Raw genomic sequence first — 19,505 nt, forward strand, 5'->3', positions numbered from 1 at the left:
TAATGAAAAAGAATCTATTATATATTTTTAGTTTAGCAAGTGTTTTATGCTCTTGCAATGATTTTCTCGATAAAGAGCCATTGGATGCCGTACCTACCGACAAATATCTGTTGGCAGAAAGTGATTTGGCGGCTTATTCGGCTAATTTGTATGACCAACTTCCATCCCACACTCCGGGACAATACAGTATGGGAGTATTTGCTACTGATAACAACAGTGATAACCAAGCTGCAAGTAACCCCAACAGTTCGTTTGTAAAAGGAGAAACTCGCGTAGCTCAAAGTGGTGGCGCCTGGGATTTCGGTAAAATTCGAAATGTAAATTACTTCATCAACAAAGTACGCCCTCGCCTGGAAGCCGGCGAACTAAGTGGAATGGAAGCTAATAACATGCATTATCTGGGAGAGATGTATTTCTTCCGTGCTTACATTTATTACACCAAGTTAGTTGCTCTCGGAGACTTCCCTATCCTAAAACAATGGATTTCGGAAGACTATGAAACGGTCAGGGAAGCAAGTAAACGTCGCCCGCGTAATGAAGTGGCACGCTTCATTTTACAAGATCTGGATTCTGCTTACTATTACATGAAAACAACTGCTCCTATGAGTAACCGTCTAAACAAAGATTGTGCTGCTTTATTGAAAAGCCGTGTAGCTCTCTTCGAAGGCACTTGGGAAAAGTATCATAAAGGAACTGCCCGCGTTCCGGGAGGCCCGGGATGGCCAGGAGCAGAAAAGGATTATCTGAAGGATTTCACGATTGACATCGATTCTGAAATCAAATTCTTCTTGACAGAGGCAAAAGAAGCCGCCCAAATTGTTGCAGATAAGTATCCGTTGTTCAATGATTATCCGTCACTATTCAACAGCCAATCATTAAGCAATGCTTCGGAAGTATTACTGTGGAGAGCTTATGATGCCAGCCTGACTCCTTCTGTGAATCACTTCGTAGTAGGATATATTCAGCGTAATGGAGGAGGTAACACCGGATGGACACGCAGTATGATGCAAACTTACCTGATGGAAAACGGATTACCTATTTATGCCGGCAATTCCGGTTATCAAGGAGATAAATCTTATGAAGCAGTTGCAACCGACCGTGACCCACGTCTGACATACAATACTTTATTACCTGGTGATCTATTATCAGAAGGAGGCAGCAATATCGAATATCTGGTCAAAGGATATGGCTATTATTACCGTGCACCAATTGTACTTGGACAGAATGAAAACAAATGTCCTACCGGCTATTCTGTAAAAAAAGGACTGACAACAGATGCTGCACAAGGTCCGACTCTGCCTTCAACTACAGCATGCGTTGTATTCCGGGCTGCAGAAGCATACCTGAATTATATGGAAGCAGATTATGAACTGAATAACTCACTCGATGCCAACAGTGATAAATACTGGAAAGCCCTCCGCAGCCGCGCAGGAATGGATACCGATTATCAGAAAACAATCAATGCGACAGATTTGAGTAAGGAACTGGATTTTGCCCGCTATTCCGGTTCAGAGTTTGTATCAAACACTTTGTATAACATCCGTCGGGAACGCCGTATTGAGTTTGCAGCCGAAGGGCTTCGTCTGAACGATCTGAAACGCTGGCGCTCACTGGATATGATGCAAAATTATCATGTTGAAGGATTCGATTTGTGGAGCGAAAACTATCAACGCTACACAACTCCCAATCCGGCACCAACAGCAGACGTCACTCTCTCTGTTATGAACCTGATAGAATCAGGGAACGCCAATGCCAATGTGTCAGCAAAATCAGAAAGCCAGTACCTGCGTCCTTACCGGATTAATACAAATAACATAGCCTATAACGGCTATAACTGGAACCAGAATAAATACCTGAATCCGATAGCCTTCGACCACTTCCGTCTGACAACAGCAGAAGAAGGGTCTACAGACTATACCACCTCCACAATTTATCAAAATCCGGGATGGAAGATAGAAACCAGCAGTCTCCCCGATGGAGATTAGTTTTCAGTAGATTAGATATCCGATAACCAACAGGACCTCCTCAAAAAAAGTGCGGGGAGGTCTTGTTTCTTTCACCAAAAATTGTATTTTTATAGAAAAGATGTAACTTTACAGCATTATGAAAAAGATTATCCCTCAAACACTGCTTACCTTGCCTATCTTGGCCACAGGACTACAGGCACAGGAAAAGCAAACTCCCCCCAATCTGGTCTTCATTATGGCCGATCAATATCGAGGAGACGCAATGGGATGCATAGGCAAAGAGCCTGTACAAACCCCCAGTTTAGACCAACTTGCTGCCGAAGGTATCAATTTCACCAATGCTGTCAGTAGCTATCCGGTGTCATCGCCTGCGAGAGGAATGTTGATGACCGGTATGTACCCCATCTCCAGCAAGGTAACCGGTAACTGTAATTCTGCCACAGCCCCGTACGGAGTGGAACTCCCACAAGACGCCCGGTGCTGGAGTGATGTACTTAAAGATCAGGGATACAACACCGGATATATCGGAAAGTGGCACCTGGACGCCCCTTACAAACCCTACGTAGATACTTACAACAACCGCGGAAAAGTGGCATGGAATGAATGGTGTCCGCCCGAACGTCGCCACGGTTTTGAACATTGGATAGCATACGGAACGTACGACTATCACCTTAAACCCATGTACTGGAATACAACTGCCCCACGGGACAGCTTCTACTACGTCAACCAATGGGGACCGGAATATGAAGCAGATAAAGCCATCGAGTACATCAACGAACAAAAGAACAAGAAACAGCCGTTTGCACTGGTTGTATCAATGAATCCGCCCCACACGGGATACGAACTGGTACCGGACCGATACAAAGAGATATACAAAAATCTGGATGTAGAAGCTCTCTGCAAAGACCGTCCGGATATTCCGGCAAAAGGCACGGAAATGGGAGACTACTTCCGTAACAACATCCGCAATTACTATGCCTGCATCACAGGGGTAGACGAAAATGTAGGACGCATTATCGAAGCATTGAAACAAAATCATCTGTTCGATAATACCATCGTGGTCTTCACTTCCGACCATGGCATCTGCATGGGTGCTCACGAAAATGCCGGAAAAGATATTTTCTACGAAGAATCAATGCGCATTCCGATGATCATCTCCTGGCCGGATCAAATCAAACCCCGCCGGGATGATAAACTGATGATTGCCTTTGCCGACCTATACCCTTCTCTACTTTCTATGATGGGATTTCAAAAGGAAATACCCTCTACCGTACAGACATTTGATTTGGGCAACGCAATAATAACCGGAGAACCGAAAGAGATTGTCCAGCCTTACTACTTCGTGAAATATGACAATCACGCAACCGGCTACCGCGGGCTACGTACCGACCGATATACTTACGTGGTTCATGCCACCGATGGTAAAATCGATAAAGTGATCCTTTTCGACCGTAACAACGATCCGTATGAAATGGACAACATAGCCAACCAACAACCCGAACTGATACGGAAATTCAGCCGGCAGTTGCAAGCATGGCTTACCCAAACCAATGATCCATTTGCAAATTATATAACCCCTTAACCACCATGAACAAACTTAATTACACCCTACTCTTACTCTTTTTTTCTACCTATTGTGTGGCTCAACAAAGTAACATTCCCGTGCCCAAACCTCTTCAAATGAAATGGCACGAGGCTGAAATGGGAGCTGTGTTCCACTATGACCTTCATGTATTCGACGGAATACGTTATGGACAAGGCAACAACCGTATCAACCCGATAGAAGACTACAACATCTTTAACCCGACCGAATTGAACACTGACCAGTGGGTACAAGCAGCCAAAGCCGCCGGATGCAAATTTGCCGTACTTACCGCAACCCACGAAACCGGTTTCGGGCTATGGCAAAGTGACGTAAACCCATATTGCCTCAAAGCTGTGAAATGGAGAGACGGAAAAGGAGACATTGTCCGTGATTTCGTAAACTCCTGCCGCAAATATGGATTACAACCCGGAATTTATATCGGTATCCGTTGGAACTCTCTGCTGGGTATTCATAACTTTAAAGCCGAAGGAGAAGGTGAATTCGCCCATAACCGCCAGGCCTGGTACAAACGCTTGTGCGAAAAGATGGTGACAGAACTTTGCACCCGATACGGTGACCTTTATATGATCTGGTTTGACGGTGGAGCAGATGATCCCCGGGGAGACGGTCCGGATGTAGAGCCGATAGTCAATAAATATCAGCCCAATTGCCTCTTCTACCATAACATAGACCGTGCCGATTTTCGTTGGGGAGGTTCTGAATCGGGGACAGTGGGATATCCTTGTTGGTCTACCTTCCCGGCTCCCTGCTCACATCACAAAAGGATAGAAAGCAATGTCAACCAACTTGAGTTGCTGAAGCATGGCGACAAAGACGGAAAATATTGGGTACCCGCCATGGCCGATACTCCCCTGCGAGGAGCTAACGGACGTCATGAATGGTTCTGGGAACCGGATGACGAAAATAACATTTATTCGCTGAATGTGTTGATGAATATGTACGAGAAGTCCGTCGGACGTAATGCAACCCTGATTGTCGGACTGACTCCCGATCCGACCGGCCTGATTCCCGCAGGTGACGAACAACGCCTCAAAGAGTGGGGTGAAGAAATCAACCGCCGTTTTACTTCACCTCTGGCACAGACTTCAGGACAAAAGAAGAGCCTGACTCTGAACCTGAAATCCAAGCAACCGGTCAATTACTGCATTATTCAGGAAAACATAAAAAACGGAGAACGCATCCGCCAATATAAAATCGAAGCTAAAGTAGACGGGAAATGGAAAACCGTATGTACCGGAGAATCCGTAGGGCACAAGCGGATCGAGAAATTCGATCCCATTGAAGCAACGGCATTACGGCTGACAGTGCTGCAATCCATTGCCCTGCCCGACATTACAAACTTCAGTGCTTTCTCCGTAAATTAACCACAAGAATGAAGAAACATTTCATCATGAGTTTGCTTGCTTTAGCGGGTATGGTCTTCTCCGGAACAACCATACTCGCACAAAGCACGTTTATCTATGAAAAAGGGAAATCATTCAAAGATGTAAATGCCTGTCAGATTCCGGAACCTCTCCGGATTGACGGGACATCTGCGCCGATCATGTACACAGAAACAGTTCCCGACAATCAATCTACTCTTTGCTACAACATTCAGCTGCCTGCTTATGTACGAGGTGCATTTTTCAGCAGAGACTCCCGTCCCGGCGACTTCGAGTGGCCTAATAACACCAACCGGCTCTTGCCCTGGATGTTCGGTCGGTTGAAAGACCTTACACAGGAAAACTACCCCGGTATTCCTTCAAATGCACGTCCTTCCACTTTGGGAGACGCATTGTTACTACAACTGGCCGATGGCAATTACCTCTTCGTAAAAGCTCTGTCCGGAGATAATAGTCTCAGTTGGTTCCAGATAAACAAAGACGGTTCCCTGAACCTCTATGTATCCACACTCGGATGCGACCGCCTCTCGGGTAAAGTGCCGGTAGCATTAACTCAAAATGCCGGCAGCATTTATCAGGTACTCCGTCAGGCTTACGAAACACTGATAGCAGACCATAAAACTTCCGCACTGCAAAAGCGTACGGACAAAGAGTATTTCGAAGCACTGAATTACCTCGGATGGTGTACGTGGGAACATTATCACTACGATATTGACGAAACTAAAATACTGAATGATCTCGATGCCATCGAAGCGTCCGGCATTCCCGTACGCTACGTACTGATCGATGACGGGCACATAGCCAACAGACAACGCCAACTGATGAGCTTTGTTCCCGATCCGAAGCGTTTCCCTAACGGATGGAATAAAATCATGGCTCGCAAGAACAAAGACAGAATCCGCTGGATGGGATTATGGTACGCCCTTTCAGGATACTGGGCAGGAATATCTTCCGACAATGACTTCCCGGCAGATATAAAGCAAAGCCTCTACACGTTCAACGGGAGCCTGTTACCCGGCAAAAGCCCCCGGAACATCGATAATTTTTACCGGTACTACGTACGTTCGCTAAAGAACAACGGATTCGATTTTCTCAAAATAGACAATCAGGCGTTCACCTTATCTCTCTATATGGGTGGGACAGAAGTTGTCCGGCAGGCTAAAGAATGCAATCTGGCACTGGAAAGGCAGACACACGACCAACAGGTAGGGCTGATGAACTGCATGGCACAAAACACTCTCAATACTGACCATACATTGTATAGCGGAGTAACCCGCGTCAGCATCGATTACAAAAAGTATGATGAAGACATGGCTAAATCCCATCTTTTCCAATCGTACACCAATACCCTGTTGCAAGGACAGACAGTGTGGCCGGATCATGACATGTTTCATTCCAGCGACACGATCTGCGGCAGCCTGATGGCACGATCGAAAGCCATCTCCGGCGGACCGGTTTATCTTTCGGATTCACCGAAAGAATTTGTCAGTGAAAACATCTTCCCACTGATTGACAACAACGGAAAGATATTCCGTCCGGCAGCACCTGCCATACCGACTCCCGAATCAATCCTTACCAACCCGTTACAGGATGGAAAGGCATATCGGGTATTTGCTCCCACGGGAGATGAAGCAGTAAGCATCATCTGCTACAATCTGAACACTTCTTCCAAATACCGGGAAGTGACAGCCGGAATTGCCAAAGAAGATTATCTGTTACGAGAAACCCTTACCGGAAAACCGGACATGACCTCCTCCGGACGGATACTCCTGTTCGACTGGAAGGCCCGGACAGCCACCGAACTGACTTCGGCATATCCCGTGAAACTTGAGGGATTTACAGACGAGCTGTTCCATTTATGCCCCATCCGCAACGGTTGGGCCGTAATCGGCATACAAGAGAAGTATCTGTCTCCCGCAACCGTAGAGATCCTCTCCTCCACACCGGACCAACTGACTCTCAATGTACTTTGCCCCGGAACCTTAAAAGTATGGGCAGAGACTTCCGGAGGACAGAAACTAAGAAGTATCCGGATCAAAACTCCCGGAGAAATAACCCTCAAAAAGTAATACTCTAAATATATATCACGATGAATAAAAAACTAATCATTCCCTTCGCACTGGCTCCATTGGCTGCCCCTGCTCTGCAAGCACAGAGCCAACAGTCCGACGGACGCATGGACACACGTCCCAACATCATCCTTTTCATGGTGGATGACATGGGGTGGCAGGATACCTCGCTACCTTTCTGGACACAAAAAACGCACTATAATGAAGTGTACGAAACCCCTAACATGGAACGTCTTGCCAAACAAGGCGTAATGTTCACGCAGGCCTATGCCAGCAGTATCAGTTCGCCTACCCGCTGCAGCCTGATTACGGGAACGAATGCCGCCCGTCACCGGGTGACAAACTGGACCTATCCCAAAGGTCAGCAAACAGACCGTCCGAGCGATGTATTCAATGTAGCGGACTGGAACGTTAACGGTGTTTGTCAGGTCCCCAACATCGACCATACTTTCCAGGCGACCTCGCTGGCAGAAATTCTGAAAGACAATGGCTACCATACGATTCATTGCGGAAAAGCACACTTCGGCGCAGTGAATACTCCGGGAGAGAGTCCTTATCACATGGGATTTGAAGTGAACATTGCCGGACATGCAGGAGGCGGACTGGCCAGTTATCTGGGTGAAAACAATTATGGAAACCGGACGGACGGAAAGCCGAATCCTTGGTTTGCCGTTCCGGGACTGGATAAATACTGGGGAACAGACACTTTTGTAAGTGAAGCACTGACTCTGGAAGCCATAAAAGCACTGAACCACGCCAAAGAATACAATCAGCCTTTCTTCCTTTACATGGCACACTACGCCATTCATGTTCCCATCGATAAAGACAAACGTTTCTACCAAAAATACATCGACAAAGGACTGACTCCTAAAGAAGCCGCTTACGCCGCCCTGATTGAGGGTATGGACAAGAGTTTAGGCGACCTGATGGACTGGTTGGATAAAAACGGAGAAGCAGACAATACCATCGTCATCTTTATGAGTGACAACGGAGGATTGTCCAGCGAACCGGGATGGCGTGACGGCAAATTACATACGCAAAACTCTCCACTCAACAGCGGCAAAGGTTCTGCTTACGAAGGCGGTGTGCGCGAACCGATGATCGTACGTTGGCCCGGTGTAGTGAAACCGGATACCAAATGTGACAAGTATCTGATTATCGAGGATTTCTATCCTTCCATTCTTGAGATGGCACAAGTGAAGCATTACAAAACTGTTCAGCCGATTGATGGTATCAGCTTTATCCCGCTATTAAAGCAGACAGGCGACCCTTCGAAAGGACGCAGCCTGTATTGGAACTTCCCGAACCATTGGGGTAACGACGGTCCGGGTATAGGCCCGACTTGTACGGTACGTAAAGGAGACTGGAAGTTGATTTATTATTATGAAAACGGTAAGAAAGAGCTGTTCAACATTCCTCAAGATATAGGTGAAAAGAATAATCTGGCAGCCCAGCATCCGGATATCGTAAAACACCTGTCAAAAGATCTGGGTAACTATCTGCGTAAAGTCGGCGGACAACGCCCATCGTTCAAAGCCACCGGAAAACCATGCCCCTGGCCGGACGAAATCAAATAACCGCGCGAATAGACGCAACTTTATAAAAGAGGAAAACTGAAGCCCCGTAGGACCTTCAGTTTTCCTCTTTACTTATTAAACAATAGACAAAACAGCTTCCGCCTTATCCACTATAAAATCAGGACAGAACGATTCAAGCTCCGTACGGGGGCGGAATCCCCACGTGACTCCACAGGAAGTAACCCCGCTATTGATAGCCGTCTGCATATCTACTCCCGAATCGCCGATATACAATACTTCTTCTTTCGGTACATCGGCTATCTGCAGGATATCATATACCACAGTGGGATCCGGCTTTACCTTCACACCTTCACGCTGGCCAAATACGGCAACAAACCGTATCCCGGGGAAATAATGTGCAATCAGTTTCTCGGTGGCTGCCTGATATTTGTTGGAAGCCACGGCCAATTTGTGGCCTTTATTCTGCAATGCTTCCAGTAATTCCGGAATTCCCGGGTAAGGACGACTCTCGTCAGCATTATGCCGATCGTAGTGCAAAAGAAATTCTTTACGGACACGGAGCACATTCTCTTCCGTCTTCTCTCCTTCGGGCAATGCACGCTCAAACAACTTATTGATACCGTTGCCCACCATAAAGTTATAGGAAGTAACTTCGTGAGTAGGGTATCCCAAAACTTGCAAAGCATGATTCGTACTATGTGCCAGATCGGCGATGGTATTCAATAAAGTACCATCCAAATCGAATATTATCAGTTTTTTCATCTCTTTATATCTCTATGTTTACGACAAAGATACGGATAATTCAGCGCTAACTTTACTGTCATCCCACCGACAAGCTTTATAATAATTGTTAACGGGAAGACGACAGTGACAAAAAAGGGATTGAATTTTGAGGGATAAGGCTCTTATACACGTATTTATTAGTAACTATCTATTTATTCTGATGCTTTAAAAACACATCTGTATGAAACAGCCGATAAGACAACGATTAGAATCATTGGACGCTTTAAGAGGACTGGACCTCTTTTTTCTGGTGGCATTAGGCCCCTTGTTAAGAACTTTAGTCAGAGCCATAGACTCTCCCCATCTGGATGGAGTAAACTGGTGCCTGCGACACGTCGACTGGATCGGCTTTTCCCCGTGGGATTTAATCATGCCCTTATTTCTTTTCATGTCCGGAATCTCTATCCCATTCGCTCTATCCCGATTCAAAGGGGAGGCAGACAAGAGTAAACTGATCTATCGGTTATGTAAGCGAGTACTGTTACTCTGGATTTTCGGCATGATGTGCCAAGGTAACCTATTGTCTTTTGATCCCGATCATCTGTATCTGTATACAAACACTCTGCAATCCATCGCTACGGGATATATTGCTGCTGCCTTATTGTTTCTCTATACCGGCAGAAAAACTCAAATCGTTCTCTGCGTTGCATTGCTACTCATTTATTGGGCTGCCATGAAGTTCATCAGCATCGATGGCTACGGAGGTGGCAATTATACTCCCGAAGGTAATCTGGCAGAATGGATCGACCGGACTGTATTGGGACGTTTCCGGGACGGAGCTTCCGTAGAAAACGGAACCATCATTTTTGCTGAAGGTTACTATTATACATGGATACTGAGCAGCCTGAATTTTATAGTCACTGTAATGACCGGATTGTTTGCCGGTTACATTGCCAAAGATGCAACAGAAGGTAAACATAAGCTTCGGTTGTACTTTGGCATCGGTGCAGGCATGGTTCTCGCAGGCTGGACATGGGGACTCGTATTTCCAGTTATCAAAACCATATGGACCAGTTCGATGGTACTGGTCAGCAGTGGTTATTGCTTCCTGCTGATGGGACTGTTTTATTACTGGATCGATTATAAACAACACCGCTCTCACCTGACGCTGCTGAAAGTATATGGAATGAACTCTATCCTCGCCTACTTGCTGGATTGCATCTTCGATTTCCGATGCATAGGAAATTCACTGTTTTATGGGCTCGAACCTTATATGGGTGCCTACTATCCTGTATTAATTTCTTTAGTCAGCATATCTATCGTATATGTCATCTTATGGCTGCTCTACCAACGCTCCATCTTTTTGAGAGTATAGAGAACTAAGGACAATAACTTCGTTGACAGGCCGACACCGCTATCATAATATTTGTTAACAGGGATACGGAATCAGTCCGGAAAACTTCTTTTTCAAAGAAAATATTTTAAGTTTGTGAAATAGCACCCCAAAGGGAAGAATATGAACTTAAAAAAAGAAAGGAGATGCCTATGGGATCAAAGAAAACTGACTTAATGCGTATTTCATATTTTGTAGTCATCGTGATACTGGTATGCCTGATAGGTAACCTCAAAGATCTTTGGCTGCAATCGTGGACCGACCTGATCATCTATCTGATAGTTCTGTTTGCCGCCGCCGAATGTTTGTTCAGTACGTTCGCACGTATCCGTGCCGCCGGAGAGCGGAAACAACCCCGTTGGCTGACTTCTGTCTCCTTGCTGATTTACGGAATCTTTTTCTTCGGAACTCTATTTTTTATCGGAGATTTCTTAATAAACAAGTTATGATAAAAAACAATCTATTCAAAGGAATGTGCCTGTTATGGTTACTGCTGGCGGCAACCCCTGTATTGCAAGCACAGGATCGTATGCAACAGGCATCCGAACTGCTCGACCGACTGATTGCAGGTAAAGGAGACAGTGTGTATGTGCATCTGGACGATAACATCCGGAAAATGCTTTCCGTTGAAATGCTGAACGGACTATTCAAGCAATTGGAACAACAAGTAGGTAAGTACCAGTCGCACGGAGAGTGGAAAAACGAACAAATAAACGGTATGACTATTTATTACTGCGACGCTAAATTCGAACGTATTCCACTACGTTTTCTCACAGCATTCAATCCGGACGGAAAGGTGAATACCATTCGTTTCGTACCTGTTCCGGCTACAAATGCCACTCCCCCGACAGCATCGGTACAAGATAAAATAAAAGAAACAGACATACAAATTTGTACGGGAAGCTTTAAGCTTCCCGGCACACTGACTCTTCCTAAAAACGGCAAAAACCTGCCGGTAGTCATTTTAGTACATGGCTCGGGTCCCAACGACCGCGACGAAACGGTAGGAGTCAACAAACCTTTCCGGGACTTAGCGTACGGATTGGCCGAGCGCGGAATAGCCGTGATCCGTTACGATAAGCGCACCAAAGTGTATGGAGCCGATAGCGCGCCTGCGGGCAAAGAAATTACTTTCGATGAAGAATCAGTAGATGACGCCCTTTCGGCAGTAAAGCTTGCCGAATCAATACCGACTATAGATCCCAGACGAATTTACATCCTCGGACATAGTCTGGGGGGAACTCTGGCTCCCCGCATCGCCCAATGTAGCGATAAAACTCCGGCAGGAATTATTTTACTCGCAGGCGCCGCCCGTCCGCTTGAAGATCTGTTCATAAGTCAAGTAAAATATCTCGCCTCTGCACTCCCATCCACAAACGATATTCAAAAAGACATAGCTCAGTTACAAAAACAAGTGGACAATGTGAAAAAGCTGGATACAGATACGTTCGATATCACCATTCCTTTACCCATGAATCTTCCACACGCTTACTGGGCATTTGCCAATCAATATAAGCCTTTGGAAGTAGTTCACAAACTGGCTCTCCCCATACTCGTCCTTCAAGGCGAACGTGATTACCAGGTCACCATGCATGATTTCGATTTATGGCACACCGCTCTGGCAGGGAATCCCAAGGCAATGTTTAAAACCTATCCCCGACTCAATCATTTATTCCAGGAAGGAGAAGGTAAGTCAGTCCCCCTTGAATACAGCCGTCCCGCCCCTATTCCCGCTTATGTAATGGATGACATCGCAGCTTTCATCAACCACCCCCCAAAACGATAGTTACCGGATTCCTCTGTATCACCCGCATATCACGCACATACAGTGGCTAATCAGGAATAGGGGAATGAATAATCATCTCACCATTCTTTCAGAAACAGATGATAGTAGAAACAAGGATGTTTCGTTTATCCGTATAAGTACCTCTATGCCTCATTCTTGCAGGACAACCCTCCAATCATTTTAAACCGGATTCAGAGCCCCCGGTGCAACATTGCAACACAAAACCGGTGTCCGTTAGCAAAGCCTTAATATCATTGTGACTTTGACAAGTATCGTCTATAATTTCAAGCGGATAAATCAGAGTACAGAAAAACGAAGGAACGTATTATCCCTCTCGATATCAACAATTTCAAGACCTTCATTCTTTAGTAAGCAAAAGGTTTGATTTAACATTATGTTAAAACAAGTCTTTTGTCTGCAAAGAACAAGCCTTTTAAATGCAAAACACTTGTTCTATGCAAACAGGAAGAAAACATTTTTGAAATAGCATTAACAATGTTAACAAAAGAAGATACCACATTATAAGCCATCCCACCATCCGCAAGTTTATCGGTCCGCCTCTCTTTCCGCCCTTACCTATTAAATTTCCAATCAAAAAGATGCTCCTTCCGCTTTCTTTTACTAAATTTGCATTTAAATTTGCCCGAATCATGAAGAATGAACCAACATATAGCTTGCTAAACACTATCAATTACCCCGAAGACCTGCGCCAACTCAGTGTAGATCAGCTGCCGGAGGTATGCGATGAATTGAGGCAAGACATCATCAAGGAACTATCGTGCAACCCGGGACACTTCGCGGCCAGCCTCGGTGTAGTGGAACTGACCGTAGCACTGCATTATGTGTACAATACTCCTTACGACCGTATTGTATGGGATGTAGGTCATCAGGCTTATGGACATAAAATACTGACCGGACGACGGGAAGCCTTCTCTACCAACCGTAAACTGGGCGGAATCCGCCCTTTTCCCTCACCCGAAGAAAGTGAATATGATACATTCACTTGCGGACATGCCTCCAACTCCATCTCGGCAGCGCTCGGCATGGCAGTGGCAGCTGAACGAAAGGGAGAACGGGACCGCCATGTAGTAGCGGTAATCGGCGACGGATCCATGAGCGGCGGACTGGCTTTCGAAGGTCTGAACAATGCTTCGTCTACCGCAAACAATCTGCTGATTATACTCAACGATAACGATATGGCCATCGACCGCAGTGTAGGTGGCATGAAACAATACTTATTTAACCTCACTACCTCGAACCGCTACAATCAGTTGCGTTTCAAGACATCACGGTTGTTGTTTAAAATGGGTCTGCTCAACGAAGAGCGACGGAAAGCCCTGATACGGCTGGGCAACAGCCTGAAGTCACTGGCAGCCCAGCAACAGAACATTTTCGAGGGAATGAATATCCGTTACTTCGGCCCTATCGACGGGCACGACGTAAAGAACATAGCCCGCATCCTGCATGACATCAAAGATATGCAGGGACCCAAAATCCTGCATCTACACACCATCAAAGGAAAAGGATTCGGTCCGGCAGAGAAACAGGCCACCATATGGCATGCTCCGGGTAAATTTGACCCTGTAACGGGAAAACGGATTGTAGCCAATACAGACGGAATGCCACCGCTTTTCCAGGATGTGTTCGGTCATACACTGGCGGAACTTGCAGAAAAGAATAAACTGATTATGGGGGTTACTCCCGCCATGCCAAGCGGTTGCTCAATGAACATACTGATGGACCGCATGCCGGACCACGCTTTCGACGTAGGCATCGCCGAAGGACATGCCGTAACTTTCTCAGGAGGTATGGCCAAAGACGGCCTGTTACCTTTCTGCAACATCTATTCATCGTTCATGCAACGGGCATACGATAATATCATTCACGACGTAGCGATACAAAAACTGAACGTAGTGTTCTGCCTCGACCGCGCCGGACTGGTAGGTGAAGACGGACCGACACACCACGGTGTGTTCGATATGGCCTATCTGCGCCCTATACCCAACCTAACCATCTCGTCACCAATGGACGAGCACGAGTTACGCCGCCTGATGTATACCGCCCAATTGCCCGACAAAGGACCTTTCGCCATCCGCTACCCTCGTGGACGGGGTTCACTCGTAGATTGGGAATGCCCGCTGGAAGAGATTCCCGTAGGAAAAGGACGCAAACTGAAGGACGGAGATGATCTGGCGGTAATCACGATTGGTCCTATCGGCAAGTTGGCTGCCCGTGCCATCGAACGTGCCGAAGCCGAAACAGGTATTTCTGTGGCACATTATGACCTGCGTTTCCTTAAGCCGCTCGATGAAGAGTTACTGCACGAAGTAGGTAAAAAGTTCCGCCACGTCATAACAGTGGAAGACGGCATTATAAAAGGCGGTATGGGATGTGCCGTACTGGAGTTCATGGCCGACAACGGATATTATCCCGAAATCAGGCGTATCGGTGTACCGGACAAGTTTATTGAACACGGATCGGTACAGCAACTCTATCACTTGTGCGGGATGGATGAAGAAGGCATTTACAAGGCAATTACTAAAAACGAATTACGGATGGACGCTCCTGTGGAAAGTTGCATGACTGCCCATTCTTAATCTCCGAGAATACGCAATAGAACCGCAATTTGCAATCAAAATGAAGATAATTATTGCTGGTGCCGGAGCTGTAGGCACACACTTGGCTAAATTACTCTCACGCGAGAAACAGGATATTATCCTGATGGATGACGACGAAGAAAAACTAAGCACACTCAGTTCGAACTTTGACCTGATGACTGTCACGGCCTCTCCTTCATCCATCTCCGGCCTGAAAGAGGTAGGCATCAAAGAGGCAGATCTCTTTATAGCCGTCACCCCCGACGAGAGCCGGAACATGACAGCATGTATGCTTGCCACCAATCTGGGAGCCGAAAAGACAGTAGCCCGCATCGACAACTACGAGTACTTGTTGCCGAAGAACAAAGAGTTTTTCCAGAAATTGGGCGTCGACTCACTGATTTACCCGGAGATGCTGGCTGCCAAGGAGATCGTATCGTCCATGCGCATGAGTTGGGTACGCCAATGGTGGGAATTCTGCGGAGGCTCACTGATCCTGATCGGTACAAAGATGCGTGAAAAAGCGGAGATACTGGACGTTACACTGGCCGAGCTGGGTGCACCGGACATCCCCTACCACGTGGTAGCCATCAAACGAGGTACTGAAACCATCATTCCCCGGGGAGACGATACCATCAAGTTACACGATATCGTTTACTTCACCACAACCCGGAAATACATCCCTTACATCCGGAAAATAGCCGGAAAGGAAGAATATGCCGATGTACGCAACGTCATGATCATGGGTGGCAGCCGCATTGCCGTCCGTACGGCGCAGTATGTACCGGATTACATGCAAGTGAAAATCGTAGATAATGATATTAACCGTTGCAATCGCCTGACGGAATTACTGGATGACAAGACAATGATCATCAACGGAGACGGACGGGACATGGACTTGCTCATCGAAGAAGGGCTAAAGAATACGGAAGCTTTCGTAGCCTTGACCGGCAACTCGGAAACCAACATCCTGGCCTGCCTTGCCGCCAAACGCATGGGAGTGAGCAAAACTGTGGCCGAAGTCGAAAATATCGACTACATCGGTATGGCCGAAAGTCTGGATATCGGTACGGTAATCAACAAGAAAATGATTGCTGCCAGCCACATCTACCAGATGATGCTGGATGCGGACGTGTCGAACGTGAAATGCCTGACCTTTGCCAATGCGGACGTAGCGGAATTCACTGTACCCGAAAACGCAAAAATCACCAAAAACAAAGTGAAAGACCTGGGACTGCCCAAGGGGACTACCATCGGCGGCCTGATCCGCAATGGTGAAGGTGTACTGGTTACGGGCGACACCCTTATCCAGGCAGGCGACCACGTCGTCGTATTCTGCCTGAGCATGATGATCAAGAAGATAGAAAAGTACTTTAATTGATGGTATGATAAACTCCAAAATGATATACCGCATTACAGGTTTTCTCTTGCTGATAGAGACCGCCCTGTTACTCTGCTGTGCGGGCGTTTCGCTGATTTACGGTGAAGACGACCTGAACAGTTTCCTATTGTCGGCGGGATTGACCACTCTGGTCGGTATCCTCCTGCTTGCCGTCGGAAAAGGAGCTGAAAAACAACTCAACCGACGCGACGGATATGTCATTGTCAGTGTGGCATGGGTCGTATTCTCCCTCTTCGGAATGCTCCCGTTCTACCTTAGCCATTACATACCAAGCATTACCAACGCCTTCTTTGAGACAATGTCAGGATTCAGCAGTACCGGAGCCACCATTCTTGACGACATAGAGGCACTGCCCCACGGACTCCTTTTCTGGCGAAGCATGACACAATGGATAGGCGGACTGGGTATTGTCTTTTTTACCATTGCCGTACTGCCCATTTTCGGAGTGAGCGGCGTACAGCTTTTCGCAGCCGAATCGAGCGGACCGACTTACGATAAAGTGCACCCCCGTATCGGCGTGACGGCCAAATGGATATGGACGATTTATGCCGGACTGACAGCCATCGAAGTAATTCTGTTGTTATTCGGCGGCATGGGATTGTTTGACAGTATCTGCCATTCGTTCGCCACCACAGGTACAGGAGGCTATTCCACTAAACAAGACAGCATAGCTTACTACAACTCACCTTATATAGAATATGTAATAGGCATTTTTATGTTCCTGTCCGGAATCAACTTTACGCTGCTTCTATTATTATTTACCGGCAAGCTGAAGAAGGTATCCCAGAATGCCGAGCTGAAATGGTACGTCATGTCAGTGATTATCTTTACCGGATTCATCGCAGCGGTACTTTACCGTACTACTTCAATGGGCGCAGAAGGATCATTCCGTAAAGCTTTCTTCCAGGTAGCTTCGCTCCATACTTCCACCGGATTTGTAACGGCCGACTATATGCAATGGGTACCTGTACTCTGGGGAACCCTGACTGTCATTATGCTGATAGGTGCCTGTGCCGGAAGTACCACAGGTGGTATGAAATGCATCCGGATGGTGATTCTCACCAAGGTATCACGGAATGAGTTTAAACACATCGTACATCCGAATGCAGTGCTCCCGGTCCGGGTGAACAAACAGGTCATCTCCCCTTCCATACTCTCGACGGTACTGGCCTTCTCGTTTCTATATGCCGTTATCATCATCATCAGTGTACTATTGATGATGGCAATGGGAGTAGGCTTTACCGAATCCATCGGTACGGTGATCTCGAGTATCGGCAATATGGGCCCCGGACTGGGTAGCTGCGGCCCCGCTTATTCATGGAACGGACTTCCCGAACTGGCAAAATGGTTGTTGTCATTCCTCATGTTGCTGGGACGTCTCGAGCTGTTTACCGTACTGCTTTTATTCAGTTCAGATTTTTGGAAAAGGAATTAGAAACAAGAGGATAACCTCATTTGTTGTATAATATAGAACAATATATGATTTATTAAAAAACCTTTTTTGTCACATGGAGTTTGCAAAAGAGATAAAATTAAATTCTATATTTGCAACCGTTTAAGGAATAGAAATGAAACAAAGCTTAAAATATTATATACTGATAGCGCTTGCCGTGCTGCTTCATTCGGTAACGATGAAGGCGGCAAATACCTCTTATATAATAGAAGATCCGGATCAGGACGAATGTTTTATTTCACAAGCCGCTCCTGCAAACCGGAACATTCTGGAGCGATTCCATTTTTATTGTACCATCATGCCCTGCGAAATGGGTCATGCAGATATTTCTCATGTACCAACGGATAAAAGCTTTATCCGTCCCGAAACGGTTTTCCATAAATACAGAATGAGAAATAATCCCTTATCAGATCATTCAATCTATTCACATACATACAATCCGTTGGATCCACTGACCTACTATGTCTACGGATTAAGGAAAATCATTATTTAGGAAAGCTACAAGCTACGAACAGCGATGCCATTTGTGAACAGATCCACTTGTGTCCTGTAGCTATCAACCCTTTTTCAATCAGTTGTCACTCAGAGGTGTGACGATTTATTGCATCTTTCAGATTATTCAATCTAAACATACTATTGGATTATGAATTTTACATTGTTAGTTGTCGTTCTGCTGACCGCAATTGCCTTTGTCGGTGTGGTGATAGCCCTTTCAAACGCTATCTCACCACGATCGTATAATGCGCAAAAGTTCGAAGCGTATGAATGTGGTATCCCTACACGCGGTAAATCATGGATGCAGTTCCGCGTAGGTTACTACCTGTTTGCTATCCTGTTTCTGATGTTCGACGTCGAAACGGTATTCCTGTTTCCCTGGGCAGTGATTGCCCGCGATCTGGGACCCCAAGGATTAATTAGTATTCTCTTCTTTTTAGTTGTGTTGGTTCTGGGTCTTGCCTATGCCTGGAAGAAAGGAGCACTGGAATGGAAATAATGAAAAAGCCCAAAATAAAGTCTATCCCTTATGAAGACTTCATCGATAACGAATCGTTGGAAAAGATGGTCAAAGAACTCAATGAAGGCGGAGCCAACGTCTTCGTGGGAGTGCTTGACGATCTTATCAACTGGGGACGCAGCAACTCGCTGTGGCCGCTTACTTTCGCAACCAGCTGTTGCGGTATCGAATTCATGGCACTGGGTGCCGCGCGTTATGACATGGCCCGCTTCGGGTTTGAAGTAGCCCGTGCCAGCCCGCGACAGGCCGACATGATTATGGTATGCGGAACCATCACCAATAAAATGGCCCCGGTACTGAAGCGTCTGTATGATCAGATGGCAGATCCCAAATATGTGATTGCCGTAGGAGGATGTGCAGTGAGCGGCGGTCCGTTCCGCAAGTCCTATCATGTGGTAAACGGAGTAGACAAGATTCTTCCGGTCGATGTATACATTCCCGGATGTCCGCCCCGTCCCGAAGCATTCTATTACGGCATGATGCAACTGCAACGCAAAGTGAAGATAGAAAAATTCTTCGGAGGAGTAAACCGAAAAGAGAAGAAACCTGAGAAGGAATAAACCCAGATGCATCA

The 19,505-nt window shown here is 46.4% G+C and carries 15 protein-coding genes; 14 read left to right on the forward strand and 1 reads right to left on the reverse strand.

Annotated features, from left to right (window positions below; translation table 11 throughout):
- Positions 1-2: 2 nt before the first annotated feature.
- The 5 genes from QK890_RS06845 (at position 3) to QK890_RS06865 (ending at position 8,601) form a co-directional block, all read left to right on the forward strand.
- On the forward strand, positions 3-1,985 hold the full coding sequence (locus QK890_RS06845; RefSeq protein WP_005810231.1) for a RagB/SusD family nutrient uptake outer membrane protein: 1,983 nt from the start codon (positions 3-5) through the stop codon (positions 1,983-1,985).
- Between the two features lie 118 nt (positions 1,986-2,103).
- The gene (locus QK890_RS06850) at positions 2,104-3,549 is read left to right on the forward strand and encodes a sulfatase (RefSeq protein ID WP_005810232.1); all 1,446 of its coding nucleotides are present in this window, start codon (positions 2,104-2,106) and stop codon (positions 3,547-3,549) included.
- Positions 3,550-3,554: 5 nt separating this feature from the next.
- A complete protein-coding gene (locus QK890_RS06855) occupies positions 3,555-4,937 on the forward strand; it encodes an alpha-L-fucosidase (protein ID WP_032537167.1) in 1,383 nt (460 codons plus the stop codon).
- Between the two features lie 8 nt (positions 4,938-4,945).
- Complete coding sequence (locus QK890_RS06860) at positions 4,946-7,024, forward strand: Sip1-related alpha-galactosidase (protein WP_122329767.1); 2,079 nt, start codon at positions 4,946-4,948, stop codon at positions 7,022-7,024.
- Between the two features lie 20 nt (positions 7,025-7,044).
- A complete protein-coding gene (locus tag QK890_RS06865; protein ID WP_005775601.1) occupies positions 7,045-8,601 on the forward strand; it encodes a sulfatase in 1,557 nt (518 codons plus the stop codon).
- A 75-nt stretch (positions 8,602-8,676) separates the two neighbouring features.
- Here QK890_RS06865 and QK890_RS06870 read toward each other — a convergent pair whose 3' ends face one another.
- Complete coding sequence (locus QK890_RS06870; RefSeq protein ID WP_032543494.1) at positions 8,677-9,324, reverse strand: HAD family hydrolase; 648 nt, start codon at positions 9,322-9,324, stop codon at positions 8,677-8,679.
- Between the two features lie 202 nt (positions 9,325-9,526).
- On the opposite strand from QK890_RS06870, the gene QK890_RS06875 reads away from it, so the two are divergent.
- From QK890_RS06875 to QK890_RS06915, 9 genes are all read left to right on the forward strand, one after another.
- Positions 9,527-10,660: an acyltransferase family protein gene (locus tag QK890_RS06875; protein ID WP_005775597.1), complete on the forward strand. Its 1,134-nt coding sequence runs from the start codon at positions 9,527-9,529 to the stop codon at positions 10,658-10,660.
- A 170-nt stretch (positions 10,661-10,830) separates the two neighbouring features.
- The gene (locus tag QK890_RS06880; protein ID WP_032531193.1) at positions 10,831-11,127 is read left to right on the forward strand and encodes a hypothetical protein; all 297 of its coding nucleotides are present in this window, start codon (positions 10,831-10,833) and stop codon (positions 11,125-11,127) included.
- The gene (locus QK890_RS06885) at positions 11,124-12,464 is read left to right on the forward strand and encodes an alpha/beta fold hydrolase (protein ID WP_122329768.1); all 1,341 of its coding nucleotides are present in this window, start codon (positions 11,124-11,126) and stop codon (positions 12,462-12,464) included. The genes QK890_RS06880 and QK890_RS06885 overlap by 4 nt, the downstream gene beginning before the upstream one ends.
- A gap of 650 nt (positions 12,465-13,114) precedes the next feature.
- A complete protein-coding gene (gene dxs, locus QK890_RS06890; RefSeq protein ID WP_367627267.1) occupies positions 13,115-15,061 on the forward strand; it encodes a 1-deoxy-D-xylulose-5-phosphate synthase in 1,947 nt (648 codons plus the stop codon).
- A 40-nt stretch (positions 15,062-15,101) separates the two neighbouring features.
- On the forward strand, positions 15,102-16,442 hold the full coding sequence (gene trkA, locus QK890_RS06895) for a Trk system potassium transporter TrkA (protein WP_005775589.1): 1,341 nt from the start codon (positions 15,102-15,104) through the stop codon (positions 16,440-16,442).
- A gap of 4 nt (positions 16,443-16,446) precedes the next feature.
- Positions 16,447-17,898 carry a TrkH family potassium uptake protein gene (locus QK890_RS06900; protein ID WP_250726344.1) on the forward strand — a complete coding sequence of 484 codons (1,452 nt, stop codon included), beginning with the start codon at positions 16,447-16,449 and terminating at the stop codon, positions 17,896-17,898.
- Positions 17,899-18,031: 133 nt separating this feature from the next.
- On the forward strand, positions 18,032-18,409 hold the full coding sequence (locus QK890_RS06905; RefSeq protein ID WP_186993106.1) for a hypothetical protein: 378 nt from the start codon (positions 18,032-18,034) through the stop codon (positions 18,407-18,409).
- 150 nt (positions 18,410-18,559) lie between these two features.
- Positions 18,560-18,910 carry an NADH-quinone oxidoreductase subunit A gene (locus QK890_RS06910; protein ID WP_005775585.1) on the forward strand — a complete coding sequence of 117 codons (351 nt, stop codon included), beginning with the start codon at positions 18,560-18,562 and terminating at the stop codon, positions 18,908-18,910.
- Positions 18,901-19,491: an NADH-quinone oxidoreductase subunit B gene (locus QK890_RS06915; RefSeq protein ID WP_032531159.1), complete on the forward strand. Its 591-nt coding sequence runs from the start codon at positions 18,901-18,903 to the stop codon at positions 19,489-19,491. Before QK890_RS06910 ends, QK890_RS06915 begins: the two co-directional genes overlap by 10 nt.
- Positions 19,492-19,505: the final 14 nt, after the last annotated feature.

Source organism: Bacteroides sp. NGMCC 1.200775 (genome assembly GCF_040798045.1).
GTDB classification, from domain to species: Bacteria; Bacteroidota; Bacteroidia; order Bacteroidales; family Bacteroidaceae; genus Bacteroides; species Bacteroides hominis.